General features: G+C 60.1%; 24 protein-coding genes and 1 other RNA gene. 11 read left to right on the forward strand and 14 right to left on the reverse strand.

Annotated elements, in window-relative coordinates:
- Positions 1 to 164: 164 nt before the first annotated feature.
- The 5 genes from H4W29_RS12910 to tkt form a co-directional block, all read right to left on the reverse strand.
- Positions 165 to 1,367, reverse strand: coding sequence for a phosphoglycerate kinase (locus tag H4W29_RS12910; protein WP_192729254.1), 1,203 nt, complete (start codon positions 1,365 to 1,367; stop codon positions 165 to 167).
- Between the two features lie 81 nt (positions 1,368 to 1,448).
- Positions 1,449 to 3,299, reverse strand: coding sequence for a potassium/proton antiporter (locus H4W29_RS12915; protein WP_192729255.1), 1,851 nt, complete (start codon positions 3,297 to 3,299; stop codon positions 1,449 to 1,451).
- Positions 3,300 to 3,578: 279 nt separating this feature from the next.
- The gene (locus tag H4W29_RS12920) at positions 3,579 to 4,079 is read right to left on the reverse strand and encodes a GNAT family N-acetyltransferase (RefSeq protein WP_192730728.1); all 501 of its coding nucleotides are present in this window, start codon (positions 4,077 to 4,079) and stop codon (positions 3,579 to 3,581) included.
- An 86-nt stretch (positions 4,080 to 4,165) separates the two neighbouring features.
- Positions 4,166 to 5,176 (reverse strand): type I glyceraldehyde-3-phosphate dehydrogenase, encoded by a 1,011-nt coding sequence (gene gap, locus H4W29_RS12925; RefSeq protein ID WP_192729256.1) that lies wholly within the window; start codon positions 5,174 to 5,176, stop codon positions 4,166 to 4,168.
- Positions 5,177 to 5,257: 81 nt separating this feature from the next.
- Positions 5,258 to 7,231, reverse strand: a complete 1,974-nt coding sequence (tkt, locus tag H4W29_RS12930; RefSeq protein ID WP_192729257.1) for a transketolase — start codon at positions 7,229 to 7,231, stop codon at positions 5,258 to 5,260.
- 330 nt (positions 7,232 to 7,561) lie between these two features.
- Here tkt and H4W29_RS12935 point away from each other — a divergent pair, with 330 nt between their 5' ends.
- The 3 genes from H4W29_RS12935 (at position 7,562) to ssrS (ending at position 8,447) form a co-directional block, all read left to right on the forward strand.
- Positions 7,562 to 7,837, forward strand: a complete 276-nt coding sequence (locus H4W29_RS12935) for a DUF4164 domain-containing protein (RefSeq protein WP_007826550.1) — start codon at positions 7,562 to 7,564, stop codon at positions 7,835 to 7,837.
- 14 nt (positions 7,838 to 7,851) lie between these two features.
- On the forward strand, positions 7,852 to 8,229 hold the full coding sequence (locus tag H4W29_RS12940) for a cell division protein ZapA (protein WP_112968838.1): 378 nt from the start codon (positions 7,852 to 7,854) through the stop codon (positions 8,227 to 8,229).
- A gap of 59 nt (positions 8,230 to 8,288) precedes the next feature.
- Positions 8,289 to 8,447, forward strand: a non-coding RNA gene (ssrS, locus tag H4W29_RS12945) — 6S RNA.
- 62 nt (positions 8,448 to 8,509) lie between these two features.
- Here the strand turns inward: ssrS and H4W29_RS12950 are convergent.
- Together H4W29_RS12950 and H4W29_RS12955 are read right to left on the reverse strand one after the other, a co-directional pair.
- Positions 8,510 to 9,067, reverse strand: a complete 558-nt coding sequence (locus H4W29_RS12950) for a GrpB family protein (protein WP_192729258.1) — start codon at positions 9,065 to 9,067, stop codon at positions 8,510 to 8,512.
- Between the two features lie 63 nt (positions 9,068 to 9,130).
- Positions 9,131 to 10,027, reverse strand: coding sequence for a LysR family transcriptional regulator (locus H4W29_RS12955; protein WP_192729259.1), 897 nt, complete (start codon positions 10,025 to 10,027; stop codon positions 9,131 to 9,133).
- A 116-nt stretch (positions 10,028 to 10,143) separates the two neighbouring features.
- Here H4W29_RS12955 and H4W29_RS12960 point away from each other — a divergent pair, with 116 nt between their 5' ends.
- On the forward strand, positions 10,144 to 11,337 hold the full coding sequence (locus H4W29_RS12960) for an MFS transporter (protein ID WP_192729260.1): 1,194 nt from the start codon (positions 10,144 to 10,146) through the stop codon (positions 11,335 to 11,337).
- Positions 11,338 to 11,361: 24 nt separating this feature from the next.
- Positions 11,362 to 12,192, forward strand: coding sequence for an aldo/keto reductase (locus H4W29_RS12965; protein WP_192729261.1), 831 nt, complete (start codon positions 11,362 to 11,364; stop codon positions 12,190 to 12,192).
- Between the two features lie 103 nt (positions 12,193 to 12,295).
- Here H4W29_RS12965 and H4W29_RS12970 read toward each other — a convergent pair whose 3' ends face one another.
- The 3 genes from H4W29_RS12970 to H4W29_RS12980 form a co-directional block, all read right to left on the reverse strand.
- The gene (locus H4W29_RS12970; RefSeq protein ID WP_192729262.1) at positions 12,296 to 13,285 is read right to left on the reverse strand and encodes an NAD-dependent epimerase/dehydratase family protein; all 990 of its coding nucleotides are present in this window, start codon (positions 13,283 to 13,285) and stop codon (positions 12,296 to 12,298) included.
- 96 nt (positions 13,286 to 13,381) lie between these two features.
- Positions 13,382 to 13,915 (reverse strand): helix-turn-helix domain-containing protein, encoded by a 534-nt coding sequence (locus H4W29_RS12975; protein WP_192729263.1) that lies wholly within the window; start codon positions 13,913 to 13,915, stop codon positions 13,382 to 13,384.
- 48 nt (positions 13,916 to 13,963) lie between these two features.
- Positions 13,964 to 14,296, reverse strand: coding sequence for an ArsR/SmtB family transcription factor (locus H4W29_RS12980; RefSeq protein WP_192729264.1), 333 nt, complete (start codon positions 14,294 to 14,296; stop codon positions 13,964 to 13,966).
- A gap of 56 nt (positions 14,297 to 14,352) precedes the next feature.
- On the opposite strand from H4W29_RS12980, the gene H4W29_RS12985 reads away from it, so the two are divergent.
- The 6 genes from H4W29_RS12985 (at position 14,353) to H4W29_RS13010 (ending at position 22,883) form a co-directional block, all read left to right on the forward strand.
- Positions 14,353 to 14,835 carry an SRPBCC domain-containing protein gene (locus H4W29_RS12985; RefSeq protein ID WP_192729265.1) on the forward strand — a complete coding sequence of 161 codons (483 nt, stop codon included), beginning with the start codon at positions 14,353 to 14,355 and terminating at the stop codon, positions 14,833 to 14,835.
- Positions 14,836 to 14,846: 11 nt separating this feature from the next.
- Positions 14,847 to 15,203, forward strand: coding sequence for a VOC family protein (locus tag H4W29_RS12990; protein ID WP_192729266.1), 357 nt, complete (start codon positions 14,847 to 14,849; stop codon positions 15,201 to 15,203).
- 243 nt (positions 15,204 to 15,446) lie between these two features.
- Positions 15,447 to 16,472 (forward strand): phosphogluconate dehydrogenase (NAD(+)-dependent, decarboxylating), encoded by a 1,026-nt coding sequence (gene gnd / locus H4W29_RS12995; RefSeq protein WP_192729267.1) that lies wholly within the window; start codon positions 15,447 to 15,449, stop codon positions 16,470 to 16,472.
- A gap of 149 nt (positions 16,473 to 16,621) precedes the next feature.
- Complete coding sequence (locus H4W29_RS13000; RefSeq protein ID WP_192729268.1) at positions 16,622 to 18,697, forward strand: mechanosensitive ion channel family protein; 2,076 nt, start codon at positions 16,622 to 16,624, stop codon at positions 18,695 to 18,697.
- Between the two features lie 200 nt (positions 18,698 to 18,897).
- Entirely contained in the window at positions 18,898 to 21,504 is a 2,607-nt protein-coding gene (gene mprF / locus H4W29_RS13005; RefSeq protein ID WP_192729269.1) for a bifunctional lysylphosphatidylglycerol flippase/synthetase MprF, read from the forward strand.
- On the forward strand, positions 21,501 to 22,883 hold the full coding sequence (locus H4W29_RS13010; RefSeq protein WP_192729270.1) for a virulence factor family protein: 1,383 nt from the start codon (positions 21,501 to 21,503) through the stop codon (positions 22,881 to 22,883). Before mprF ends, H4W29_RS13010 begins: the two co-directional genes overlap by 4 nt.
- Here H4W29_RS13010 and H4W29_RS13015 read toward each other — a convergent pair.
- The 4 genes from H4W29_RS13015 to ruvB form a co-directional block, all read right to left on the reverse strand.
- Complete coding sequence (locus H4W29_RS13015) at positions 22,880 to 23,443, reverse strand: DinB family protein (protein WP_192729271.1); 564 nt, start codon at positions 23,441 to 23,443, stop codon at positions 22,880 to 22,882. The two genes, H4W29_RS13010 and H4W29_RS13015, sit on opposite strands and share 4 nt — an antisense overlap.
- Before the next feature lie 113 nt (positions 23,444 to 23,556).
- Entirely contained in the window at positions 23,557 to 24,069 is a 513-nt protein-coding gene (locus H4W29_RS13020) for an NUDIX hydrolase (protein ID WP_192729272.1), read from the reverse strand.
- Between the two features lie 4 nt (positions 24,070 to 24,073).
- On the reverse strand, positions 24,074 to 24,976 hold the full coding sequence (locus tag H4W29_RS13025) for a metallophosphoesterase (RefSeq protein ID WP_192729273.1): 903 nt from the start codon (positions 24,974 to 24,976) through the stop codon (positions 24,074 to 24,076).
- A complete protein-coding gene (gene ruvB / locus H4W29_RS13030; RefSeq protein ID WP_192730729.1) occupies positions 24,977 to 26,017 on the reverse strand; it encodes a Holliday junction branch migration DNA helicase RuvB in 1,041 nt (346 codons plus the stop codon).
- Positions 26,018 to 26,074: the final 57 nt, after the last annotated feature.

Raw genomic sequence — 26,074 nt, forward strand, 5'->3', positions numbered from 1 at the left:
GATAACAGAAGTTTATAGGGAGAAAAAAGGGAGCGCTAAGTCATTGAAACGATTGAAATGATTTCAATCGTTTGAAAGTTCGGGAATTTTTTCTCTTCTTGAGCAAAAGACCGCGGAAGCGTTCGCTCCGCGGCCTATCCTGCTGGAATATCTTTCGAATCGGCTTATCGGTTGGCGGAGAGAACGGCCACGCCCGGCAGTTCCTTGCCTTCCATCCATTCAAGGAAGGCGCCGCCTGCAGTCGAAACATAGCTAAACTCTTCGGCAACGCCGGCATGGTTCAGCGCCGAGACCGTATCACCACCGCCTGCGACTGACGTGAGTTTGCCGGCTTTGGTGCGCTCGGCGGCATATTTCGCGGCGGCGACGGTCGCCGCGTCGAAGGGCTCGATTTCAAAGGCGCCGAGCGGACCGTTCCAGACGAGCGTAGTGGCGCGTTCGATCCAGGCCTTGACGGCATCGACCGACTTCGGACCGACATCGAGGACCATGGCATCGCCAGGGATGGCTTCGATGGAGACGACCTCATTGGCAGCACCTGCCTTGAACTCACGGGCGACGACGCCGTCTTCCGGCAGAACGATCGCGCAGCCGGCGGTGGCGGCTTCGATCATGATCTGCTTGGCGGTATCGGCGAGATCATGCTCGCAGAGCGACTTGCCGACATCGGTGCCGCGGGCGGCGATGAAGGTGTTGGCCATGCCGCCGCCGATGACGAGTGCGTCGACCTTCTTCACGAGATTCATCAGGAGGTCGATCTTGGAGGAGACCTTGGCACCGCCGACGATTGCGACGACTGGACGGACCGGGTTCCCGAGGCCCTTTTCCAGTGCCTCGAGCTCAGCCTGCATGGTGCGGCCGGCATAGGCCGGCAGGTGGTGGGCAAGACCTTCGGTGGAGGAATGAGCGCGGTGGGCAGCCGAGAAGGCGTCGTTCACATAGATATCGCCGTTTGCGGCGAGCGCCTTGGTGAAATCTGGATCGTTCTTTTCCTCGCCTTTGTGGAAGCGGGTGTTTTCCAGGAGCAGGATATCGCCATTGTTCATCTTTGCGACGGCGGAAGCGGCGGCCTCGCCGATGCAGTCAGAAGCCGTCAGTACGGCATGATCCAGTACCGTCTCGACAGAGGGTGCGACCAGCGACAGGGAGAATTCTGCCGAAGGGCCATCCTTCGGGCGGCCGAAATGGGCGAGCAGGATGACCTTCGCGCCCTTTTTCGACAGTTCAAGGATCGTCGGTGCGACGCGTTCGATGCGGGTCGTGTCCGTGACCTTGCTGTCCTTGACCGGGACGTTGAGGTCGACGCGGACGAGAACGCGCTTGCCGGCGATATCGTTGAGGTCGTCGAGGGTCTTGAAAGCTGCCATGGGAAGATCCGTTCGTGGTTGGCGAAAGTTGCGCCGACCATAGCAAGGATCAAGGGAGACGCAAGGCAGTCGGCGACCGTTTTAGCGCGGGCTTTCGTCACGTCCGGCAGCGCTTTCCGCAGCCGCCGCTTCCTGCTTTTTCCTGCCCTTCATACGGTCGCGGGTGCGCTCGATAATCTCTCGCAGATTGATGAAAATCGGCAGCGTGATGGCAGGCTCCACGGCCTCCAGCGACATGCCGACCGAGGTGATATGATCCTGGTCGTCGAGATCGCGGACAATGAGGATGAGCGAACCGAGACGGACACGATCGGCATAGTCCGCCTTGCCGCCGAGGCGTTGTTTCATGAGTTCGGCGATCGTCAGGCCCTTTTCGGATTCGTTGAGCAGGCCTGGACCATAGGCTGCATCGAGGTCGGCTGCGGGGCGGGCCGGCGACAGCGCAAAGGCGCCGAAGAATTCCGCATCGTCCTCATCAACAGGGGCACGGCTGGCGAAGAGGCGGTCGAGCAGGCGCGAATAACTGGGTGCGATGAAGAGATAGACGAGATCGTTTTCCCTGAGCCGGCCGGCATATTGGTAGCGCATCGACTTGCCGTCGCGGATCACGAGCGAGGGGGCTGCCCAGCGCGGAATGCGTTCGCCGCGAAGAACCGGGCTGTCCTTGATGACGCGATAGGAAAGCAGCTCGTGGTTGGCGGCGCCCGGCAGGTCGACCTCCACCTTGTCGACCGCGCCGATGCGCGGCGGGATGATAAGGCCGAGACGCTTGGCAACCGGTTTGATCGTCCAGCCCTGTACAAGCAGTGAGACGAGCACGATGATGAAGGCGGTGTTGAAATAGATCTGGCTATGCTGCAGCCCGCCGAGGATTGGCATGATGGCGAGCAGGATAGAGACGGCGCCGCGCAGGCCGACCCAGGCGACAAAACCGATTTCCTGCTGCGTATAATCGAAGGGCAGCAGCGACAGCCAGACGGCGAGCGGGCGGGCCACGAAGATCAGGAACAGTGCCAGCAGGATCGCCGGCACGATGATGACAGGAAACTGCGAGGGCGTCGCAAGCAGGCCGAGCACGAGGAACATGATGATCTGGGCAAGCCAGGTCATGCCATCCTGAAAGCGCCTGATGGTGCCGATCGCCTGCATCTTGCGGTTTCCAGCGTAGATGCCGGCGACATAGACGGCAAGGAAACCACTGCCGCCGACTGCGCCAGTGAAGGAGAAGACGAGCAGAGCGAGCGCCAGCACGAAGATCGGCGTGAGGCCGCGATCGGTTTCCAGCCGGCCAGCGATCAGCACGATCATCATGCCGCCGAGCAGGCCGAGGATGACGCCAAGGCCCATCTGCTGGATGAACATGGCAAGCATGCCGATGTTGATTCCGGCGTAGCGTTCGCCGCTCGCGAGAACCTCGACCAGTGCGATGGTGAGGAAAATCGCCATAGGGTCGTTGGTGCCGGATTCGACTTCCAGCGTGGAACGCACCTTGTCTCTGATATTGATGCCGCCGATGCGCAACAGGAAAAAGACGGCGGCGGCATCGGTGGAGGCAACGATCGAGCCGAGCAGCATGCCTTCCAGCCAGGTGAAGTTGAGCAGCCAGCGGGCGGCAAATGCGAAAAGTGCTGCTGTCAGAAGCACGCCGATCGAGGCCAGCGTCAGCGACGGCACCGCGGCGATGCGGAAGGCCTGCATCGGCGTGCCGAAGCCGGAATCGAAAAGGATGATGGCAAGGGCGATCGAGCCCAGAACATAGGCCAGATAGTTGTTGCTGAATTCTATGCCGAAACCATCGACACCTGCGGCAAGCCCGATCATCAGAAACAGCAGAAGCAGAGGGGCGCCGAAGCGGAAGGCCAGCAGGCTCGAAAAAGCTGCAAGAAGCACGAGCGCCGTTGCGACCAGCACCACGATGTAAAACGCTTCCATGCCTACCCCTTTCGCCTCATCACCGTCCCGAAACCGCCCCCGGCCTGTCCCTTACCCCTCCGCGCCCAGTGCGATCTTTTAGTAAACGGCAAAATACAGCAGAAGGGTAGGCCTTGCGGCTTAACCTCTACTGCATCGCTGCATCATGCTGCTGGACAGCCCTTGGGGTGAGGACCAGTGAAGAATGCTACGGGAAAAAGTCTGTATAAAGAATGTAGAAGCAATTCAGGCGAGAGCAGGGCATACAGGGGGAGCCCCGCACTTTTTGTTGATGAGGCGTCAGAGGCCGCTTCGTTCCTTCTTCATCAGATATTGCTTCTGAATTCGATCCACCGGAGTACCGTCGTTCAGCGGCACTTTCTCCAGCGTATTATAGGTGAGAAAGCCCATCTTCTCGTAATAGGCCAGCCCGCCAGTATTATCGGCGCGGATGGTTGCACGGATGACTTCGATATTGCGCTCTTCGGCGGCAGAAAGCGTTGTCGCAAACAACGCGGTGCCAACGCCTGGTGTCTTCGGGTTCAGGCGCGCGAAGGTTCCGATATCGGCCCAACCCTTGGGCAGATCGCCGTAACTGCTGAGGAACTGGAAGCCGGCAAGCCCTGATTCCGCTTGCGCCACGTGGCATGCGAGGGGGAATTCACCTGATATGAACCAGTCGGCTAACAGTTCGGGCGAAAAGAGATCCTCAAGGGCAGTCGTGCCGCCGGCTTCGATGATTTCATTGATAAGTCCGCAGAGTTCCTCCGCGTCATCAACAGTCGCCTTGCGAATGGTCAGCTGCGTCATGCTCTTTCCCCCAACGTTTGCCCGAAACGAAAACGGCCCGGTTTCCCGAGCCGTTTCCCAATGTCTCTGCCTGAAGCTCAGATGAGCTTGGCGAAGGCGACAGCCGTGTCTGACATGCGGCTGGAGAAGCCCCACTCGTTGTCGTACCAGGACAGGACGCGCACGAAATTGCCTTCCATAACCTTGGTCTGGTCGGTCGCGAAGATCGAGGAATGGCTGTCGTGGTTGAAGTCGCGCGAAACGAGCGGCTCGTCGGTGTAGCCGAGGATGCCCTTCAGCTTGCCGTTGGAGGCAGCCTTGATCGCTTCGTTGATTTCGCCGACCGTGGTGGCCTTCTTGGAAACGAACTTGAAGTCGACGACCGAGACGTTCGGGGTCGGAACGCGGATCGAGGTGCCGTCGAGCTTGCCCTTGAGGTGCGGCAGAACGAGGCCGACAGCCTTGGCTGCGCCCGTCGAAGTCGGGATCATGGACAGAGCCGCAGCGCGGGCGCGATACAGGTCCTTGTGCATCGTGTCGAGCGTCGGCTGGTCGCCGGTGTAGGAGTGGATGGTCGTCATGAAGCCGTGGTCGATGCCGACGGCGTCGTCGAGAACCTTCACGACTGGCACCAGGCAGTTCGTGGTGCAGGAGGCGTTGGAGATGACCAAGTGCTCCTTGGTGAGCTGGTCATGGTTGACGCCGAAGACAACGGTCAGGTCAGCGCCGTCGGCAGGAGCTGAAACGATGACGCGCTTGGCGCCAGCCGTCAGGTGGGCCGCAGCCTTGTCGCGGGCGGTGAAGATACCCGTGCATTCCATCGCGATGTCGACGCCAAGTTCCCTATGGGGAAGGGTTGCCGGATCCTTGATCGCGGTGACCTTGATCGGCTTGCCGTTGCCGACGGTGATCGTGTCGCCTTCGACCTTCACTTCGGCCGGGAACTTACCATGGATGGAGTCGTAACGGAGCAGGTGAGCGTTGGTCTCGACCGGGCCGAGGTCGTTGATGGCGACGACTTCGATGTCGGTACGGCCGGATTCGACGATGGCGCGAAGTACGTTGCGGCCGATACGCCCGAAACCGTTGATGGCAACCTTGACTGTCATGTGCATTTACTCCCTAGAGGTGGGGCTTGCTGATAGTAAACAAGGAAGTGCCCGTGGGCACTCCCGTTGAAACCTAGCTTGTTAGAGCTTGGCTTCCGCAGCGGCGACGACGGCATCCGCCGTGATGCCGAAGTGTTCGAAGACCTTCTTGGCCGGACCGGAGGCGCCGAAGCCCTTCATGCCGATGAACGAACCTTCCGGACCGATGAAGGCATCCCAGCCTTCGCGGACGGCAGCTTCGACGGCAATCTTGACCGGCGAATTGCCGATGACGTCCTTGCGGTAAGCTTCCGGCTGGTCGAAGAAGAGTTCCGTGCAGGGAACCGAAACGACGCGGGTGCTGATACCCTTGCCTTCCAGCGTTGCGCGGGCGGCAACGGCGAGTTCCACTTCCGAGCCCGAGGCGAAGATCGTGACCTTGGCATCGGCGTTGCCTGCGAGCGTGTAAGCGCCGAGTCCGCAGAGGTTCTTCTCATTATACTCTGTGCGGACGGTCGTCAGGTTCTGACGGGTGAGAGCCAGAGCGGACGGATGGTCCTTGCTCTTCATGGCGATCTGCCAGCATTCAGCCGTTTCGACGGCGTCGGCCGGGCGGAAGACGCGCAGGTTCGGCACCGCACGCAGGCCGGCGATCTGTTCGACAGGCTGGTGAGTCGGGCCGTCCTCGCCGACGCCGATCGAGTCATGGGTAAGCACGTGGATGACACGAATGCCCATGAGAGAAGCAAGGCGGATCGGCGGGCGGCAATAATCCGAGAAGATCATGAAGCCGCCGCCGTAGGGAATAAGACCGCCATGGAGTGCGATGCCGTTCATGGCAGAGGCCATGCCGTGCTCACGGATGCCCCAGTGCATATAGCGGCCGGCGAAATCCGTCGGCGTGATCGAATGCATCTGGCTGGTCTTGGTGTTGTTCGACGGAGTCAGGTCGGCGGAGCCACCAAGCGTTTCCGGTACGAAGCCGTTGATGACTTCCAACGCGTCTTCGGATGCCTTGCGGGAGGCAATCGTGGGCTTGGTTTCGGCAAGCTTCTTCTTGTAGTCGTCGATGGCCTTGTCGAAGCCTTCGGGCAGGTCGCCGGCAAAACGACGCGTGAACTCGGCCTTGGCTGGCGACTTGGAAAGCGTTTCTTCCCATGCCTTGACGATACTGCCGGAGCGGGTGCCGGCAGCGCGCCATGCATCGAGAACGTCGGAAGGAACGACGAAGGGTTCGTAGTCCCAGTTCAGCGCCTTGCGGGTAGCAGCGATTTCGTCGGCGCCGAGCGGGTTGCCGTGCACCTTGTGGGTGCCCTGCTTGTTCGGAGCGCCGAAGCCGATGACCGTCTTGCAGGCGATGAAGGTCGGGCGGTCGGACTTGTGGGCGGCTTCGATCGCATCAGCGATGGCGGCCTGATCGTGACCGTCGATCTCGATCGTGTTCCAATGTACGGCCTTGAAGCGAGCGATCTGATCGGTCGAGTCTGACAGCGAGACGGCGCCGTCGATGGTGATCGAGTTATTGTCCCAGAAGAGGATCAGCTTGTTGAGCTTCAGGTGGCCGGCAAGCGCGATCGCTTCATGGCTGATGCCTTCCATCAGGCAGCCGTCGCCATTGATGACGTAGGTATAGTGGTCCTGCAGTTCCGGGCCAAATTCGTCGCGCAGCTTGCGCTCGGCGATCGCCATGCCGACAGCATTGGCAATGCCCTGGCCAAGCGGGCCGGTGGTCGTTTCGATGCCGGTGGCATGGCCATATTCCGGATGGCCGGCGGTCTTGGAGCCGAGCTGGCGGAACTGCTTCAGGTCCTCGACAGACATGTCCGGATAGCCGGTCAAATAGAGCAGCGAATAGAGCAGCATCGAGCCGTGGCCGGCAGAGAGAACAAAGCGGTCACGGTTCGGCCAGTGCGGCTTCTGGGGGTCGAAGCGGAGATATTTGGTGAAGAGGACCGTTGCCACATCCGCCATGCCCATCGGCATGCCCGGGTGGCCGGAATTCGCCTTTTCGACAGCATCCATGGAGAGGAATCGGATCGCATTCGCCATCCGATCGTTTTGTTCGCGTGAGGTCATGGCTTTTCCGCTGGTTCCGGGTTGGGGATGGCCTCGAGCCTGCCAAGACCATCAAAGAGCGGTCGAGACATAGCAGTTGGAACGGCCAAGTCAACAAAATGGAAGCCGTTTGGAGGCCGGGTGCGACGATTTTTGACATTTGACCGTCAAGTTTTACAAAAGACGAATTTTGTGTGACAGGCTTGCGTAAATCGCTCATCCACAGAATAGGGCGGGGGCGAGCCGGGAGGCTTTATTGACGCGCTCAAACCTAGCTGCGTATCCTCTTGAAAATATGGGGTCGGCTGCTGAAGCCGATTCGCGGGTCTTGTGCGGGGAACCGGAAGAGACATGACGCCTAACGGCAAAACCATCGAAGCGGCGCTTACGGAGCTGAAACAGGCAATCTCGGGCCTCGAGAATGCCGTGGACATGCGCATCGAGCGCCAGCGCGAGCAGGGCGAGATCGAGGGCGAAGTTCGCCGTGTGCATGCCGATCGATCGCGTCTTGCCCAGGAGCTGGACCAGGCCGAATTCCGTGCGAACCGGCTGGAAGAGGTCAATCGCGAGGTTTCGCGGCGTCTGGTGACGGCGATGGAAACGATCCGCGCGGTTCTTGACCGCTAAGAGGACTTGATAACATGGCACAGGTAACGGTAACGATCGACGGCAAGGCTTATCGCATGGCCTGCGAAGAGGGGCAGGAAGATCATCTGACTGACCTCGCGGTTCGTTTCGATCGTTACGTTGGTCACCTCAAGGGGCAGTTCGGCGAAATCGGCGATCTCAGGATTACCGTCATGGCTGGGATCATGGTCATGGACGAGATCTCGGAGCTGACGCGACGTGTTGCCGGGCTGGAATCGGAGCTGGAGACGCTCCGCAGCAACCGGGACACGGTAATTGCCGCCACCGCTCGCACGGAAGAAGGCATTGCAGTGGCGCTTTCGGAGGTCACGAGCCGTATTCAGGGCATTACCGACAAGCTGAACGGCCGTACGCCGGCCGAGCTTAATTAATTTGGGAGAGCAGTGCTGCCCCACTGGTGCGGTGCTGCAAATGTCCCTATATTCGCTCGCGCGGTCTGTGCTTCTCGACAGGAACAATGAATCCTCGGGGCCATACCCGATCCTTAGGGAGCTGTCCCTGTCCGGGCTCGTGGGTCTGGACATACGGCGCCCACCTACTTTCGTAGGCGCCCAGGATCGATAGTTTCCACCGGTTGTGTGGATCGCGCTCTTCTATTTTCGGCGGCTTCTTTCTGGCCAGCTAGATCTATTTCCCCAATAAGCTTTATTGTCAGTCGCCCGGGGGCTCTGTCCAGCAGGTCAGCTTCGCCCAGTCGTAAGCGCCTTCCATGATGATATCGAAGACCGGATCCTTGATGTCGTAGTAGGCATCGGCATTGTCAGGGAAAAAACCGGCGAGGCGCTGTTTGATCAGCCCGTAGGCAGCGGCCGCTGTCGGATGGGCGCACAGGAAATCCCGGCAGAGAAGCGGGTAGCGCTGATTGAAGCGGCCGCGTTCACGAACGTGGATATTCGCGGGACGGCCCGTGCTTTTGAAAAACAGCTTTCTCAGCTCACTTTCGGCCAGATCGAGACCCGGTGGGCAATGATCGGTTACGATCGAGCGGCTCTTGAACCCTTTCTGCTCGAACGCCGCTTCATCGACCAGATCAAGAGCGTCAACACTCACCTGAATATCAATGATGTCCTTCGCAGCAAGGCCGGGCACTGCGGTGGAGCCGATGTGATGAATTACTGCACCGGCGGGCGCTACGCGCAAGATGGCCTGCTTCAGGTCGGCGAAGTCGTCTACCCAACTTTGTCGTGGCGGATGAATTTCTATCGGCATAGTGCGCTCGCTATCCTTGGCCTGTGACAGGGCGATGACGATGGTTTTGCTGCCATGGTCTGCCTACCTGATGTTCCTGACGAGGAAATCAATGAAGGCGCGGATGCGTGCCGCGAGATGCTCGTGACCGGGGTAGACGGCGTGAATGAGCTCGATATCCTCAGGGTTATAGGCTTCCAGTACAGGCACCAGCGTTCCGGCATCGATATCCGGCTGCACATGGAACTGACCGACGCGGGCGAGGCCGAGACCGGCGAGGCAAAGGCTACGTGCAGTCGGTCCGTTATTGGTTTCGAGGTTACCGAAGACGGGCCTTGAAAAGCGGCCGCCATTTTCAGGATCGCGGAATGGCCATTCCTCTGATGCCGAACGGAAGCTGAAGGTCAGGCAGTTGTGATGGTCGAGATCGCCGGGGCTTTCCGGCATGCCTTCCCGTTTCAGATAGGCAGGTGAGGCGACGATGACGCGGCGGCTTTCGAGCAGCTTGCGTGCCTTCAGCGAGGAATCGCGTAAGGCGCCCGAGCGAATGGCGATATCGGCGCGTTCGCCGACGATATCGATGATTCCATCGGTGAGGGCGAGGTCGAGATCGACTTCAGGATAGAGTTCAAGGAAATCGGGAACCAGCGGGACGACGTAGCGAACGCCAAAGGCGACAGAAGTGCTGACGCGCAGGCGGCCGCGCGCCACCGTCGTGCCGCCGGCTGAGACGGCGCGTTCCGTCTCCTCGATGTCGGAGAGGATGCGGCGGGAGCGTTGGAGATAGATTTCACCCTCCGGCGTCAGTTGCAGGGCACGGGTCGTGCGCACCAGAAGACGCGTGCCGAGACGGTCTTCCAGCCGCGTGACGAGTTTGCTGACGGCAGAGGGCGAGAGCCGGAGCTTGCGGCCAGCGGCCGAAAAACTCTGCAGCTCGGCCACCTGCACGAAGACATCCATCTCGCCGATACGGTTATCCATCCACTTCCTGTCTTGAATTCAATTCACAACTGTTGAGCCATTATAGGCGATTATCGAATAAGTGCGCCACGCCCATATTCCGGCCCGAACAAGAACCAAACCATCGGGTCACTCTCATGCCACTTGCTCTCTTTGCGTTGACGATCGCGGCCTATGCGATCGGGACCACGGAATTCGTCATCGTCGGCCTGCTGCCGACAGTTGCCAACGACCTTCACATCACCCTGCCGCTTGCCGGCCTCATCGTCAGCGTCTATGCGCTGGGTGTCACCTTCGGCGCACCCATCCTGACGGCGCTGACCGGACGGATCGAGCGCAAGCCGCTCATGCTGGGGCTGATGGCGCTCTTTATTATCGGCCACATCATCGCGGCGCTCAGCCCCGGTTATGAAGTGCTGCTGATTGCCCGCGTCGCGTCGGCCTTCGCGCACGGGGTATTCTTCTCCGTCGGTTCCACGATCGCTGCCGATCTGGTGCCGGAAAACCGCCGCGCATCGGCCATCGCGATGATGTTCATGGGCCTGACGGTTGCAATCGTCACCGGTGTTCCGCTCGGCACCTTCATCGGCCAGACTTTCGGCTGGCGAACCACCTTCGCTGCCGTTGCCGGCCTCGGTGTGATCGCTTTCGCAGGCATCGCCTTCCTGCTGCCGTCGAACCTCAAGAAGGCGCCGCCAGCTAGTATCGGTGAACAAATCCGCGTGCTTGCCACGGGCCGGCTGTTGCTCGTCTATGCGATGACGGCGCTGGGCTACGGCGGAACCTTCGTCGCCTTTACCTTCCTTGCGCCGATCCTCGAGCAGATTACCGGCTTTGCCTCTTCGGCCGTCGGCCTGATCCTGATGCTCTATGGCGTGGCGATTGCCGTCGGCAACGTCGTCGGCGGGCGTATCTCCAACCGCGATCCGGTCAAGGCTTTGACCTTCCTGTTCATCGCCCAGGCACTCGTGCTGGTGCTCTTCGGCTTCACGGCTGTCTCGCCCTGGCTGACGATCCCGACGCTTGCGATCCTCGGCTTCCTGTCTTTCGCGAACGTCCCCGGCCTGCAACTCTATGTCGTGCAGCTTGCGCGTCAGTTGCAGCCGAATGCCGTCGATGTCGCCTCGGCACTGAATATCGCCGCCTTCAATCTCGGCATCGCCATGGGCGCCTGGATTGGCGGTCTGGTGGTCGAGTCCCGCTTCGGACTGGGTGCCACGCCCTTCGTCGCCGCAGCCCTCGTCGCTATCGCCCTTGGCCTCACCATCCGGAGCGGCGCGCTCGACCGCCGCTCTACCCCGGTTTCAGCCGCTGCCAGCAGCGCAGCCTGATCTCTCTCATAGAAAGGAAACAGCATGAAATTCGTCAGCGCCAACGGCGCCTCCATCCCCGCCCTCGGCTTCGGCACGTTTCGCGTGCCGGGCCCGGATGCCGAACGCATGGTCTCGCATGTGCTCGCCAGCGGTTATCGCCATATCGATACTGCGCAGATCTACGGCAACGAGGCCGAGGTCGGCGAGGGTATCCGCCGCTCCGGCGTCGCCCGCGGCGATATCTTCCTGACTACAAAGGTCTGGGTCGAGAACTACCAGCGTGATGCCTTCCTCGCTTCGGTCGACGAGAGCCTTGGGAAATTGAGGACCGACTATGTCGACCTGCTGCTGCTGCACTGGCCGAACGAAGCCGTGCCGCTTGCCGAGCAGATCGGCGCGCTGAATGAAGTCGCAAAGGCAGGCAAGGTGCGCCATATCGGCGTGTCGAACTTCAATACGGATCTGATGCACCAGGCCGTAACGCTCAGCAGCCTGCCGATCGTGACGAACCAGGTGGAGTATCATCCCTATATCGATCAAGCACCGGTGCTGCGCGCTGCAAAGCAACTCGATATGTCGGTGACGGCCTACTACGCCATGGCTGACGGCAAGGTGCTTGAGGATGCGGTGTTGAAGGCGATTGCCGCCAAATACGGCAAGTCGATTGCCCAGATCGTGCTGCGGTGGATCGTTCAGCAGGATCTGATTGCGCTTTCCAAGACCGTCTTGGAACAACGCGCACAGGAGAATGCAGCGATCTTCGATTTCGAGCTGACGTCGGAAGAGGTGACGGCAATCCATGCGTTGGCGAAACCCGATGGTCGTATCGTCAGTCCGCAAGGGTTGGCTCCGGCCTGGGACAAGGCAGCTTGAGAACGGGCGCTTCGGCGCCCGTTTCCTTATTTACTGCACCTCGGGCAAGTTCGGTGATATCTGCAACTATGCCCGTCGCGGACGGCCGGCCTTGCGGTCCGTATCAGCGGCGCTGGAGCGGGTAAGGCCCGTCCTCGAAAATCTGATCGTGATAGCCCTTTGCGCCGACGATAAGAGCGAGCGGACTTCTCCATTCCCTGCCGTCGCCTAGGCAATCGAGCACGTGCCGAAAATCATACTTCGGGTGCCAGCCGAGTTCCCGCCGGGCCAGCGCATTGACGTAGACACGGTCGAAGTGGGGAAACATCGTCCAGCCACGCGCCGCGTAAAGCGCGGCCATGCCGGGGAAAAGACGCTCCACCGTCGCGGGCGCATCACGGCGCAGGTCGGCGAGGTCGGCTTCGGTGAAGGGTGCCGTTGCCGAGACGATGTAGCGGCCGAAGCCGATGGAAGGCGCTCTTTCCAGCGCCAGCAAATGAGCGTCGACGACATCCTCGATATCGACGCGCCGATAAAGCAACTCGTTGGCCTGCGCATTTTCGGCGGAATAGCGGTTGCGGATATCGGGATCGTCGTCATTTTCCGGGAAGAATCGCGACGTCCTTAGAATGACGACGGGCAGCGACATGTTGCGCGCGAAGAGTTCGCAGATGCCTTCGGCAGCGATCTTCGTAACGCCATAGATATTGCGGGCAACGGGCAGAACATCCTCGGTGACCCAGGCGGCGGGTTCGCCGGCTGCCGGGCGCAGGGCTGCCCCAAAAGCACTGGTAGTGCTTGTGAAAACGAACTTTTTCACGCCGACGGCGACTGCCTGTTCAAGGAGGTTCAGCGTGCCCGAGACATTCGTATCGATGAAATCCTGATTGCGATGCGTTCCGACATGCGGCTTGTGGAGCGTTGCGGCATGGATGACGGCACTGATGCCTGTCATCGCGTGGCGGATGAAATCGGGATCGGTAATCGAGCCGGTCACATCGGTAAAAGGCGAGGGTTTGATATCGACGCCACGTACCCGACGGCCTTGATCCCTCAATATCTGCATCAGCGCTTCGCCTAGATGGCCTGCGCTTCCCGTCACCAGTATCGTCATTCTGCGTCTCCAGACAGTTGGTGACGGACGCTAACAAAGGCCGCTTCGGCGGGACAACGCATAATTTATGCAGCGGAATGCAGGAAATCTGCAGGCTTAGTCGAGTGTCGTAACCAGCCGTGCGGCGCTGCCATCGGCCAGGAGGATGCGCTCCCAGAGCACACGTCCGGCGGCAATAGGCAGGTGCGGATTTCCGTTGGCGCCTGTCTCCAATGTCAGCGAATTCATTTGGCCCTCATGCCAGCCGAGGCCGACGAGTTCGCCCTCCTTCTTCACGATCTCCTGCGACGCATAGGAGAATAAAGATCTGTCCAGGAAATCGGAGAGCGGCAGGCGCCATTCGCACTGTCGTACATTGGATGCGGCAAGAAGCCGGTGGGTGCGGTCGCAGATGAGATGTACCTTGCTCCGGGAATGTTCGACCAGCCGTTTCAATGCGGCATCGGCGGAGGATGATGGGGAGGCGAAGATGCTTTCCAGCCGTGTTGCCTGAGCGACGGTGACTGGCAGGATGCCGCGCTCCCAGCGGGAGACGGTCGCCTGGTTGACGGCGAGCAATTCCGCCAGATGCTCCTGCTTCATATTGCGCAGCTGGCGCATGCGACGGATGGCAGATCCCGATATCGGCATGGTTCTTCCCCCTCTTTACCATAGAGCAGCAACGATTGCCGCCGCAAGCTAGTGGGAAGGACTGTCGAGGTCGCTCTTCAGCCGGTCGAGAATGGACAATGCGTGGCCGGCATAGGCGCTAATCCAGCGGTCGTGAATCTGCTTGATCGGCAGGCTGTTCAGATGGTTCCAGCGCTCCCTGCCTTCTTTCCTGGCAATCACCAGATCGGCCTCCTCCAGTACCTTCAGATGCTGCATGACAGTGCAGCGGTCCATTTCCGGGAATGCTTCGCAGAGCGCGCCTGTCGTGCGCGGTTCCTCCTTCAGAAGGTCGAGAATTTCGCGACGGCGGCGATGCGCCAGCGCCTTGAAAATAGGGTCATTATCCGATTCGCTTGACATGTTATGTTTTTATAACATAATTGGCTCAGATACAACGGAGAAGAGGAGGAAGTCGCATGTCTCTCAATATTCGCGTCTCGGGCCGCGTCGGCCGCCCGGTGGCTGAGGTCTTCGATGCGGTCGTCAATCCGAAAAAGCTGTCGAGCTATTTCACCACGGTGGGCGGTGCCAGCGCGCCGCTGGTTGAGGGCACGACGGTGACCTGGTGGAAAGATGTACCGGTCGATGTGGTCGAGCTCGTGCCCGACAGTAAGATCGTGCTGCGCTGGGATGGCGCAACGGACGAAGAGAAGAAGCCTTACAAGACCCTCGTGGAGATGAATTTCAAACCGCTTGATGACGGTGGCACCATGGTGACCATCGCCGAGGACGGTTGGCGGGAGGATGAGTCGGGGCGCCGTGGAACCTACCAGAATCTCGAAGGCTGGACGCAGATGTTCTGCTGCATGAAAGCCTTTGTCGAATACGGCATCAATCTGCGCGAAGGCATGTTCCTCAGCGAGATGCGGGGTGAGCAGGCCAAAGCGCAGGAGGGGTGAGGGGAAGCGTCATGAACGATCTGATCTATGGCGGCGTCGACGTCGCGATGAAGGTTCCGCCGCATCAGTATGAAGCCACCGTTTCCTTCTATCGTGACATCGTGAAGCTGAAAGAAATCGAAGGGGACGATATCTCCTTCGAGCTTGGGCCGATCCGGCTTTGGATCGACCGGGTGGCGACCATGAGCCAGGCCGAGCTCTGGCTGGAATTCATGACGCCGGATTTCGAGCGTGCCGCGGACTATCTGGAGAAGGCCGGTGTTCCGCGTTGCGATCCCATCGAGCCACTGCCACCCAATCTTCGCGGTGGCTGGATCCTCAACCCAGCTGGCATCGTACATCTGGTACGGGAAATCAGCCGCAATTAGCGGCGATCTAGCTGAACGGGTGCCGAGCAGGCAGAAGATCATATAGCCGCCGATGAGGCGGCTATATGTCCGTTGGAGGGTTGGAATTACGTCCTAAAGACGGCAGATTGCTGAGTGCGGAAGGCATAGCCCTGCGCAAGATGCAATAAACGCACTCGTTTTCGTGACAGAGACTTCGCTTGCCTGTCACGATGCGGGTGTTAGTTTCCGGAATCATATCGATTAAATCCCAGGAGATTTCAGATGCAGCTTGGCATGGTAGGTTTGGGCCGTATGGGCAATTACATGGTCCAGCGCTTGATGCGAGGCGGCCACGAATGCGTGGTCTATGACGCCAGGCCGGAAAGCGTCGCCGAGCTCGTTGGTCTCGGTGCCGACGGTAGTGGCTCGCTCGAAGAATTCGTCTCGAAGCTCGCCCGCCCGCGTGCCGTCTGGCTGATGCTGCCGGCCGCGATCACCGACAAGGTCATCGCCTCGATCGTCCCGCTGCTGCATGACGGCGATATCCTGATCGATGGCGGCAACTCCTACTATCACGATGACATCCGCCGCGGCGCGGAACTCATCACCAAGGGCATCCACTATGTCGACGTTGGCACCAGCGGCGGTGTCTTCGGCCTCGAACGTGGCTATTGCCTGATGATCGGCGGCGAGAAGGGTATCGTACAGCATCTGTCGCCGATCTTCGCAACGCTGGCACCGGGCAACGGCACCGCGGAGGCCTCGCCGAACCGCACGCCGGAAGCTGCAGCTCTCAGCACCGCCGAGCAGGGTTTCCTGCATTGCGGCCCGCATGGTGCCGGCCACTTCGTCAAGATGGTTCACAACGGCATTGAATACGGTCTGATGGCCGCCTATGCAGAAGGCCTCAACATCCTGAAGCACGCCAATGTCGGCGCCTTGACGCACGAGGCGGATGCCGAGACGGCGCCGCTCTCCCATCCGGAATACTACCAGTACGATTTCAACCTGCCGGAAATTTCCGAGGTCTGGCGCCGTGGAAGCGTCATCACCTCCTGGCTGCTCGACCTGACGGCCGATGCGCTGCACAAGGACCCGGTCCTTACCCAATATGCGGGTCGTGTTTCGGACTCCGGCGAAGGCCGCTGGACGATCATGGCCGCCATCGATGAAAGCGTGCCGACCCCGGTGCTCAGCGCTGCGCTGCACGGCCGCTTTTCCTCGCGCGACCAGGACGAGTTCGCCAACAAGGTGCTTTCGGCCATGCGCGCCGGCTTCGGCGGCCATGCCGAGAAGCCGCACAAATAAGCGAAAACAGTTGCTTTTCATGTCCGCCGCCGGTCCGCGAGGTCCGGCGGCTTTCTTTTGGTCTTCACTATAGCCTAGACCATTTGTTCGTCTGGCTTTTCCGCTGCAGCACTTGCATAAATGCCTGACGTAAAACACCGGAGGCGGGCATGGGGCGAATTTCTGCGATCGGCATCTGCGGCATCATGATGCTGCTTTCTCTTTTCAGCGCCGTTTCCGCACAGACGACGCCGGCAGCTTCCGCCGATGTTGCGCCACCGCCTGCCCAGGTGCGGCAAATGATGGAGCTGATGCAGACGCCGGAGGTCAAGCAATGGATGGCGACGCAGATGGCGGCGCCTGCAGCCTCGACCGGCAATAACGAGGAAATGTCGATATTGTCCGGCCGCCTCCAGCACGCCCGCCGACACATCGCCATGGTTTCCAGTGCGGCGATGACGCTGCCCTCCGAAATCGCACGAGCCTCATCGCTCTTCATCGGCGAATTGACCGATGCCGGTCCGCTCCGCATGGCCGCGCAATTTCTCGCCATCCTCGTCACCGGCTTCATCGTCGAAATCCTGGTGCGGCGGGCTGTGCGCGAAAGGCGTGAGCGGGCGGCGCAGATGACCGGCACGCGGCTTGCTGCGCGCGTCATTCCCGCCATCGTCTTCGGCCTCGCAACCGGGCTTGCATTGATCAGCTTCAGTTGGCCACCGGTCAGCCAGAATATCGCGATTGCCATTGCCATCGCTGTCGTCGTGCAGCGCTTCGCCGTCTCCATTGGCAGTGTCATCGTCGACCTCGTCACTCTGCCGCGCGGCGAGGGAGAGACGGTTGCAGTCGATCCCGCTGTCGCGCAATTCTGGTTCCGCCGCTGCACGTTGTTTGTCATCTACTTCGTCTTCGGCTGGGCCGTTCTGCAGTCGATGGAGCCACTCGGCTATTCGATGGCTGCACGCTATCTCGTCGGCTATGTGCTCGGCATCGGCCTCTTCCTCATCGCAACCGAAGCGGTCTGGTCGAGGCCGGGCAATGAAACGCGACGCAGTCACGCCGTTACCTGGCTGCTGACCCTTTATTTCGTGCTGCTCTGGGGCATCTGGGTATTGAGCTTCGATTGGCTTCTCTGGGTCTGCATCTATCTCGTCCTGCTGCCGAGAGTGCTTGCCGTTTCGACGTTGGCGGTCAGATCCTTCCACTATGCCGAAGCGGGCTTTCTCGCCAAACGCCGTATCGCAACGGTGTTGCTTGACCGCGGTGTCAGGGCTCTGATCATCGCCTTTGCAGCGATCTGGCTCGGGCGCATGCTCGGCGTCGAAACCACCACGATGATGATGTCTAACGAAACGATGATCGATCGGGTGGCTCGCGGCATCATCGGCGGCATCGTCATTCTACTTGCGGCCGATCTGCTTTGGCATCTGGTCAAGGCCTATATCGACGGCAAGCTTCTTGATTCACCCGTTGATGCCACGGTCAGCGACGAGGAGAAAGTCAAGCGCGCCCGTCTGCAGACGCTGCTGCCGATCTTCCGCAACATCATCGCGGTCGTTATTGCCCTGATCGCGGCGCTTATGGTGCTCTCGGGCATCGGCATCGAAATCGGGCCGCTGATTGCCGGTGCCGGTGTCGTCGGCGTTGCAGTTGGCTTCGGTGCGCAGACCATCGTCAAGGATGTCATCAGCGGCATGTTCTATCTGTGGGACGATGCTTTTCGCGTCGGCGAATATATCGAAAGCGGCAGCCACAAGGGCGTGGTCGAGGCCTTCAGCCTGCGGTCCGTCAAGCTCCGCCATCATCGCGGGCCGCTGACGACGGTGCCGTTCGGGGAGCTTGGGGCGGTCAAGAACCTCAACCGCGACTGGACGATCGACAAGATCAGCCTGAATGTCACTTACGATACCGACCTCGTGAAGACGAAGAAGATCATCAAGCAGATCGGCCAGCAACTTCTCGATAACCCGGAGTGGGGGCCGAACATCATCGAAACGCTGAAGATGAAGGGCGTGGAACAGTTCGGCGAATTCGCCATCGAAATCCGCCTCTCCATGATGACCAAGCCCGGCGAGCAGTTCGTCATCCGCCGCAATGCACTGGCTATGATCCGCAACGCCTTCAAGGAGAACGGCATCGAATTCGCCGTGCCGACCGTGCAGGTCGCAGGCGAGCGCGATATCGACGCCAGCGCTGCTGCGGCGCGTTACGCGGCGCAAGCTCATACTGGGGGCGAACCGGCGGCCTGATCTTCAAATGCAAGGCAAAGCTTACGAAATTGCAATGCGATCGGCCTGCGCACTGCGCAAATTTGCCCCAATTGAGGATGAAGGAGGCGGCAAGTGCGCGGGTGTGGGTAGCCGCAACAGGTTCATAGAGCTTGCATGTTGCTTATGTTACGTCTCTCAAAAGAGATTCTCGCCGAACTGGCAATTGCAGCAGGTATAAGATGTCGGGTCACGGCAAGTTGGAAGAGAATTCACAGACGGAAGAGGGCTTTTCCTTCGGCGCAGTTTTCCGGCGCTATCGCACGCCGCTGACGGCTCTTGCCACGCTCCTCATTTTTTGCCTCGTCGGCTACGCGATCATGCAGTTGACGGATGAAGTGCGCTATGACGACGTCGTCGAGGCGCTGGCGGAAACCCGGCTGAGTTCGATCCTGCTCGCCCTGTTTTTTACTGCACTGAGCTTTCTGGCTCTCATCTTCTACGATCTCAACGCCATCGATTATATCGGCAAGCGGCTGCCTTTTCCGCATGTCGCACTCACGGCCTTCAGTGCCTATGCGGTCGGTAACACAGCTGGTTTCGGTGCCCTTTCGGGCGGTGCGATCCGTTACCGCGCCTATACGCGGCTTGGGCTTTCGCCCGAAGATATCGGCCGCGTAATCGCTTTCGTGACGCTGTCCTTCGGCCTCGGTCTTGCTGCCGTGGCGGCGATCGCACTTCTCATCATCGCCGATGAAATTGCGCCGCTGATCAGCGTCAGCGGCCTCTGGCTTCGCATCATGGCAGCGGTGATCCTGGCGATCCTTGGTTCTCTCATGGTGCTCGGCCGCGACGGCCGGGTGATCGAGATCGGGTCGATCGCGATCCGCCTGCCGGATTCGCGCACCTGGTCACGTCAGTTCCTGGTCACTGCCTTCGATATCGCAGCCTCCGCCACGGTGCTTTACGTGCTCCTTCCGCAGACGGCGATCGGCTGGCCGGTGTTCCTGGCGGTTTATGCGATTGCCGTCGGGCTTGGTGTGCTGAGCCATGTTCCGGCTGGGCTCGGTGTCTTCGAGACCGTCATCATCGCCTCGCTCGGCAGCGCAGTGAATATCGATGCCGTTCTCGGCTCATTGGTGCTCTACCGCCTGATCTATCACGTGCTGCCGCTCTTGATCGCCATCCTTGCGGTCTCTGCCACAGAGCTACGCCGCTTCGTGGATCATCCTGCCGCTTCCAGCGTGCGGCGGATCGGCGGACGGCTGATGCCGCAACTTCTTTCGGCGCTGGCGCTGCTCCTGGGCGTCATGCTGATCTTTTCGAGCGTGACGCCGACGCCTGATCAGAACCTCGAATTCCTCTCCAATTATCTGCCGCTGCCGATGGTGGAAGGCGCACATTTCCTCTCCAGTCTGCTCGGCCTTGCACTTGTCGTTGCCGCCCGTGGACTCGGCCAGCGGCTCGATGGTGCCTGGTGGGTGGCGGTGTTTTCTGCCGTTGCCGCTCTGACGCTCTCGCTGCTGAAGGCGATTGCCCTTGTCGAGGCGGCCTTCCTCGCCTTTCTGGTCTTCGGCCTGTTCGTCAGCCGCCGGCTCTTTACCCGCCATGCTTCGCTTCTCAACCAGGCGATGACGGCATCCTGGCTGATGGCGATTGCCGTGATCATCGTCGGTGCGGTTGTCATCCTGCTCTTCGTCTATCGCGACGTGGAATACAGCAACCAACTCTGGTGGCAGTTTGAATTCGCGGCGGAAGCGCCGCGCGGCCTGCGTGCCGTACTCGGCATCACCATCATTTCCTCGGCGATCGCCATTTTCAGCCTGCTGCGGCCAGCAGCCTTCAAACCGGAGCCGGCGGATGACGAGGCGGTCCGCCGCGCTGTCGAGATCGTCGAGAAACAGGACAGTGCGGACGCCAATCTGGTGCGCATGGGCGACAAGTCCATCATGTTCTCGGAAAAGGGCGATGCCTTCATCATGTATGGCCGGCAGGGCCGCTCGTGGATCGCGCTGTTCGATCCGATTGGCGACCATCATGCCGTACAGGAACTGGTCTGGCGCTTCGTGGAAGCGGCGCGCGCCGCCGGCTGCCGCGCAGTCTTTTACCAGATCTCGCCGGCACTGCTCTCGCACTGTGCGGACGCGGGCCTGCGCGCCTTCAAGCTCGGCGAGCTGGCGGTGGCTGATCTGCGTACCTTCGAGATGAAGGGTGGCAAATGGGCAAACTTGCGCCAGACTGCAAGCCGCGCCCAACGCGATGGTCTGGAATTCACCGTCGTCGAACCCGTCGATATCCCCGGAATCATCGCCGATCTCTCGGCCGTTTCCAACGCCTGGCTCGAGCATCACAATGCCAAGGAGAAGGGCTTCTCGCTCGGCGCCTTCGATCCGGACTATGTGACGTCGCAGCCGGTCGGCGTTCTCAAGAAGGACGGCCGGATCGTTGCCTTTGCCAATATCCTCGTCACTACGGCGAAAGAGGAGGGGACGATCGACCTGATGCGCTTCTCGCCTGATGCGCCGAAGGGGGCTATGGACTTCCTGTTCGTGCAGATCATGGAATATCTGCGCGCCCAGGGCTTTACGCATTTCAACCTCGGCATGGCGCCCCTCTCCGGCATGTCGAAACGCGAGGTGGCGCCCGTTTGGGACCGTATCGGCGGTACCGTCTTTGAACACGGCGAGCGCTTCTACAACTTCAAGGGGCTTCGTGCCTTCAAATCCAAGTTTCATCCGCACTGGCAACCGCGCTATCTTGCGGTTTCAGGAGGGGGCAATCCGATGATCGCGTTGATGGATGCGACATTTCTGATCGGGGGCGGATTGAAAGGGGTAGTGAGAAAATGATGAAAAAGTACCTGTTTGCTGCCGCATGCGTCAGCATGCTCGCGGCCGCGCCGTCTTATGCTGCGGATGAAACCACCCAGAGTTTCGAGACTGGCCTTATCCCTTCGCCGCATATCTTCCTGCCGCAAGGCGAGGTGAAGGGCGCCGTCTTTCTGATTTCCGATGCAGCCGGCTGGGGCGACAATGAAAAGACTGAGGCAGACCGTCTGGTTTCGCAGGGGTCCGTCGTCATTGGCGTCGATTTTCCATCCTATATGGAAGCGTTGAACCGCTATGACGTCAGCCTTAACGACGGTTGTATCTACACGGTTTCCGATATTGAATCGCTTAGCCAGCAGGTGCAGCGCGCCGCCGGCAACAGCCCTTATCACCTGCCGATCGTTGCCGGCATCGGCGAGGGCGGCGCGCTGGCGCTTGCCATTGCCGCACAGACGCCCGACGCAACGATCGGCCAGACATTTGTCGTTGACCCGCGTGCCGGCATTCCGTTGAGCAAAGAACTCTGCACACCGGCCAAGAAGAAAGTGGTCGGCGACCGCAGCGTCTATGGACTCACCGATGGCGCCCTGCCGGATCCTGTTATCGCCACCTTCACGCCTGCCGCCGACAAGGACGGCCGTGCTCATGTGGAGGATCTGAAAAAGACGCATGAGGCGATCGAAATCCGCGACTCCACCGACGATGCGCAGACTGTCTTTGCCGATACGCTCGACGATCTGGTGACGGCTTCAGGTGCCTTCGACAATCCGCTCGGCCTGCCACTAGCGGTTCTCGACGCCAAGCCGAACCTTGATACGATGGCCGTTATTTATTCCGGCGACGGCGGTTGGCGTGACATCGACAAGGAAGTGGGTGGCATGCTGCAGAAGGAAGGCATTCCCGTCGTCGGCATCGATTCGCTGCGCTATTTCTGGACGGAGCGGAAGCCGCAGGAAACGGCCGATGATCTCTCGCGCATCATCGAATTCTACCGCAAGCAATGGAAGGTTAAGCACGTCCTGCTGATCGGTTATTCTTTCGGCGCAGATATCGTGCCAGCCACCTATCAGCTTCTGAAACCCGAGGAGAAGACGGCGGTAGCACAGATTTCGCTTCTGTCTCTGTCGCACCAGGTCGATTACGTCATTTCCGTCATGGGCTGGCTCGGTCAGAAGACCGAAGGGGCCGGCGGCGATCCCATCAAGGATCTTAAGGGCGCCAATCCTAAGCTCGTCCAATGCATCTACGGCAAGGATGACGATGACGATGTGGCCTGCCCCGCCGTCAAGGATGTCGGCGGCGAGGTCATCGAACTGCCTGGCGATCATCACTTTGACGAAAATTACGATCTTCTGACCAAGACGATCATCGATGGCCTGAAGGCACGCCTCAAGGGCTAACGCATCAGCATCTGCTCACTCCAGCCGAGGGCGGCAACTTCGCTGCCCCGGAACCTCGCATCGTCGTCCACGATGAATTCATCGAGCTGCGGCGGGGCGACGCTGCTGCCGGCCAGCATGGCATGCACCTGTCCGCGATGGTGCGTCTGATGTTGGAAGAGGTGGCTCAGCACATCCTCCATGCGCTCCCTCTGAACGCGGCCATCACGCTGAAGCTCCACGGTTGAGGCAAGCTGTTCGGGTGTCAGCCCTTCGCAGATTGCAACGAGGCGCTGGTCGACCTTGGTCTGCTCCGCGGAGAGTGATGGGATATTGTCAAAGGGTTCTTCGATGTCGAACGCGCTAAGGCCGAGAGTGCCACCTTCCAGCCCATCGATATAGAACCAATCGACTGTGAGAATGTGGTTCAGCGTCGATTTGATCGACGGGAAAAAGCTTGTGCGCGTGGCCTCGAATTCACCGGGTTTGAGGGTTGCGCAGGCGGCAAGAAGCCGGTTGTTCGCCAGGGCATTATTGTATGCGAGCTTTCGGAACACGCGGCAGGGGTCGAAACTCGGCATCGTGTCTCCTCCTTAGAGCATTTCCGTTTTCGCCTAAATACGAAAATACTCTATCTCTTTGTTTTCACGCAATTCTCTACGCAAAGCCGCTTCATACTTTTATTTGAATTGCTCTAGTCCTTGTCATCGAGATCGCCATCGCGCCACACAAGATGACGGGGCGAGGCAGGCAGGTTTTCGATCTCACCAGCAAGGAAATAGGGCGGAATGTCGAGCGCAGTCAGTGCCTGGAATGTTGCAGGCACCCATTTGAATTCCAAATGGTTGTCGCCATCCTCCACCCGATGAATGATCTCGTGCGTGCGGAAGGGGAAATTCTCGGGTATTTCCATGAGATAGTAGAAGCCGAGTTCGTGCCACTCGCGGCCTTCATAGTGGAAAAAGTTCTCGACGATCCAGAGCAGGCGGCCGACGGTCACCTCGACACCGAGCTCCTCCATCATCTCCCGTTTCAGTGTTTCCTCCGAGGTCTCGCCAATCTCCGCCCGACCGCCGGGGATTGTCCAGAAAGGTTCGTGAACCGCGCGATGGACAAGCAGGTGTCCGTCACGAAAGCCGAGCCCGGCGATGCGGTAATTGAAGCGCTGACTGCCTGCATTGAGGCGAACGACGGTCCGCTTGGGCATGATGTTATCCGAGATCGATGACCACAATTTCCGGCGGGACGCCGAAGCGGACAGGCACCATGGAGCAGCCGAGTCCGCCGGAGACGATAATATTACGGCCGTTCTCGACGATATGACCATAGGCATAACGATCGCCATAGCGCGAGGGCACGACCGGCGAATAGCCGAAAAGGCGGATCTGTCCTCCGTGTGTATGGCCGGACAGGGTCAGCGATACTCGTTCGGGTACGCGCGGAAATATATCGGGTTCGTGGGCAAGCAGGATAACGGGCGCGTCGTCGGAAACCTGTGCAAGCGTTCCACCCAGATCGTCGAGGCCCTGCATCCGGCTGCGGCCCCATTTCCTGCCCGGCAGGAGCGCCAGCTGGTCCTCCAGACCCGCCAGCCAAAAGCCATGCCCGTCCTTTTTCAACCGGACGGCGCGATTGCTGTAGACGGGGATGCCGGCTTCGGCCAAAGCCCTGTGTCCGAACGTATCGCCTCCGCCATTCTTCTGTGCGGTCCTGTCCTCCCACCAATCATGGTTGCCCATGATCGCGTGGACTCCGAGTGGGGCTCTAAGCGTCGCGAGCGCCTTCGACCATTCGCTGGAGTGGACATAATGAGTCACCATGTTCATGCCGGCGGCGTAGTCGCCGAGCAGGAGTGTGATATCACCCTCCAGCTCATTGGCGCGGGCGCAGATCGAAGCGATGCGATCCGCGGACATCCAGGGTTCGCAGGCGTGGAAATCGGCTAGTGCGACAAGGCGCAGCTTCAGGCCGGGCGTCCATCCCGGCGGGGTCAGCCTGTAATGGGAAATTCCCAGCCGGGCTAGCGGTTCATAGGCAAAGGCATATCCGCCGAGTGCCATGAGGCCGGCAAAACTGCCGCCCATGAGTTTGAGAAAGCCGCGCCGGCTGATCAATCAATCGTCCTCCCGGAACAGCCCGAACTGCGCAGCCTCCATATCCTTCGGGGGCTGCATGCCGAGATGTTTCCACGCGATTGCGGTCAGAACGCGGCCACGCGGCGTGCGCTGGATAAAACCCTGCTGGATCATATAGGGCTCGATAATGTCTTCGATTGCATCGCGCGGTTCGGAAAGGCCGGCGGCGATGGTTTCAATGCCGACCGGGCCGCCGCCGAAATTGACGGCAATCATGTTGAGGTAGCGTTTGTCGAGCTGGTCGAGGCCCATATTATCGACCAGCAGGCGGGTCAGCGCCTCGTCGGCGATCTCGCGAGTGACGGCTTCGGCCCTTGCGACTTCGGCAAAGTCGCGCACGCGGCGCAGCAGGCGGCCGGCGATGCGCGGCGTGCCGCGGGCGCGCCGCGCTATCTCACGGGCGCCGTCATCGGTCATGCCAAGACCCATCAGGCGAGCGCCGCGGCGGACGATCAGTTCCAGCTCCTCCACCGTATAGAAGGAGAGACGCACCGGAATGCCGAAACGATCGCGCAGCGGTGTCGTCAGCAGGCCGAGGCGGGTGGTGGCGGCGACGAGCGTGAATTTCGACAGGTCGATCTTGACCGAACGGGCGGCAGGGCCTTCGCCGATGATGAGGTCGAGCTGAAAGTCTTCCATCGCCGGATAGAGGATTTCCTCGACTGCCGGGTTGAGGCGATGGATTTCGTCGATGAAGAGAACGTCGCGCTCTTCGAGGTTGGTCAGCAATGCGGCCAGATCGCCGGCCTTCGCAATGACGGGGCCGGAGGTGGAACGGAAATTGACGCCGAGTTCCTTCGCCATGATCTGTGCCAGCGTCGTCTTGCCGAGGCCCGGCGGACCGACGAAGAGAACATGGTCCAGCGCTTCACCGCGGTTCTTGGCGGCTTCGATGAAGATCTTGAGGTTGGCACGCGCCTCCGCCTGGCCGGTGAACTCGTCCAGAGACTGTGGGCGCAGGGTGGTGTCCAGGTCTTCGCCACGCTTTTCAGGCGTTATCAGGCGGGCATCCGTCATCAGGCATTTCCGTTCAAAGCTTGCTCAAGTCCATACACCAAGCGGCCGCCATTGACACCA

Origin of the sequence: Rhizobium viscosum (assembly GCF_014873945.1) — a bacterium.
In the GTDB taxonomy this organism is placed as follows: Bacteria; Pseudomonadota; Alphaproteobacteria; order Rhizobiales; family Rhizobiaceae; genus Rhizobium; species Rhizobium viscosum.

Coding starts and splice junctions, on each gene's coding strand:
- H4W29_RS12910 (WP_192729254.1), bottom strand. CDS start 1,367: ATGGCAGCTTTCAAGACCCTCGACGACCTCAACGATATCGCCGGCAAG.
- H4W29_RS12915 (WP_192729255.1), bottom strand. CDS start 3,299: ATGGAAGCGTTTTACATCGTGGTGCTGGTCGCAACGGCGCTCGTGCTT.
- gap (WP_192729256.1), bottom strand. CDS start 5,176: ATGACAGTCAAGGTTGCCATCAACGGTTTCGGGCGTATCGGCCGCAAC.
- tkt (WP_192729257.1), bottom strand. CDS start 7,231: ATGACCTCACGCGAACAAAACGATCGGATGGCGAATGCGATCCGATTC.
- H4W29_RS12935 (WP_007826550.1), top strand. CDS start 7,562: ATGACGCCTAACGGCAAAACCATCGAAGCGGCGCTTACGGAGCTGAAA.
- H4W29_RS12940 (WP_112968838.1), top strand. CDS start 7,852: ATGGCACAGGTAACGGTAACGATCGACGGCAAGGCTTATCGCATGGCC.
- H4W29_RS12950 (WP_192729258.1), bottom strand. CDS start 9,067: ATGCCGATAGAAATTCATCCGCCACGACAAAGTTGGGTAGACGACTTC.
- H4W29_RS12955 (WP_192729259.1), bottom strand. CDS start 10,027: ATGGATAACCGTATCGGCGAGATGGATGTCTTCGTGCAGGTGGCCGAG.
- H4W29_RS12960 (WP_192729260.1), top strand. CDS start 10,144: ATGCCACTTGCTCTCTTTGCGTTGACGATCGCGGCCTATGCGATCGGG.
- H4W29_RS12965 (WP_192729261.1), top strand. CDS start 11,362: ATGAAATTCGTCAGCGCCAACGGCGCCTCCATCCCCGCCCTCGGCTTC.
- H4W29_RS12970 (WP_192729262.1), bottom strand. CDS start 13,285: ATGACGATACTGGTGACGGGAAGCGCAGGCCATCTAGGCGAAGCGCTG.
- H4W29_RS12975 (WP_192729263.1), bottom strand. CDS start 13,915: ATGCCGATATCGGGATCTGCCATCCGTCGCATGCGCCAGCTGCGCAAT.
- H4W29_RS12980 (WP_192729264.1), bottom strand. CDS start 14,296: ATGTCAAGCGAATCGGATAATGACCCTATTTTCAAGGCGCTGGCGCAT.
- H4W29_RS12985 (WP_192729265.1), top strand. CDS start 14,353: ATGTCTCTCAATATTCGCGTCTCGGGCCGCGTCGGCCGCCCGGTGGCT.
- H4W29_RS12990 (WP_192729266.1), top strand. CDS start 14,847: ATGAACGATCTGATCTATGGCGGCGTCGACGTCGCGATGAAGGTTCCG.
- gnd (WP_192729267.1), top strand. CDS start 15,447: ATGCAGCTTGGCATGGTAGGTTTGGGCCGTATGGGCAATTACATGGTC.
- H4W29_RS13000 (WP_192729268.1), top strand. CDS start 16,622: ATGGGGCGAATTTCTGCGATCGGCATCTGCGGCATCATGATGCTGCTT.
- mprF (WP_192729269.1), top strand. CDS start 18,898: ATGTCGGGTCACGGCAAGTTGGAAGAGAATTCACAGACGGAAGAGGGC.
- H4W29_RS13010 (WP_192729270.1), top strand. CDS start 21,501: ATGATGAAAAAGTACCTGTTTGCTGCCGCATGCGTCAGCATGCTCGCG.
- H4W29_RS13015 (WP_192729271.1), bottom strand. CDS start 23,443: ATGCCGAGTTTCGACCCCTGCCGCGTGTTCCGAAAGCTCGCATACAAT.
- H4W29_RS13020 (WP_192729272.1), bottom strand. CDS start 24,069: ATGCCCAAGCGGACCGTCGTTCGCCTCAATGCAGGCAGTCAGCGCTTC.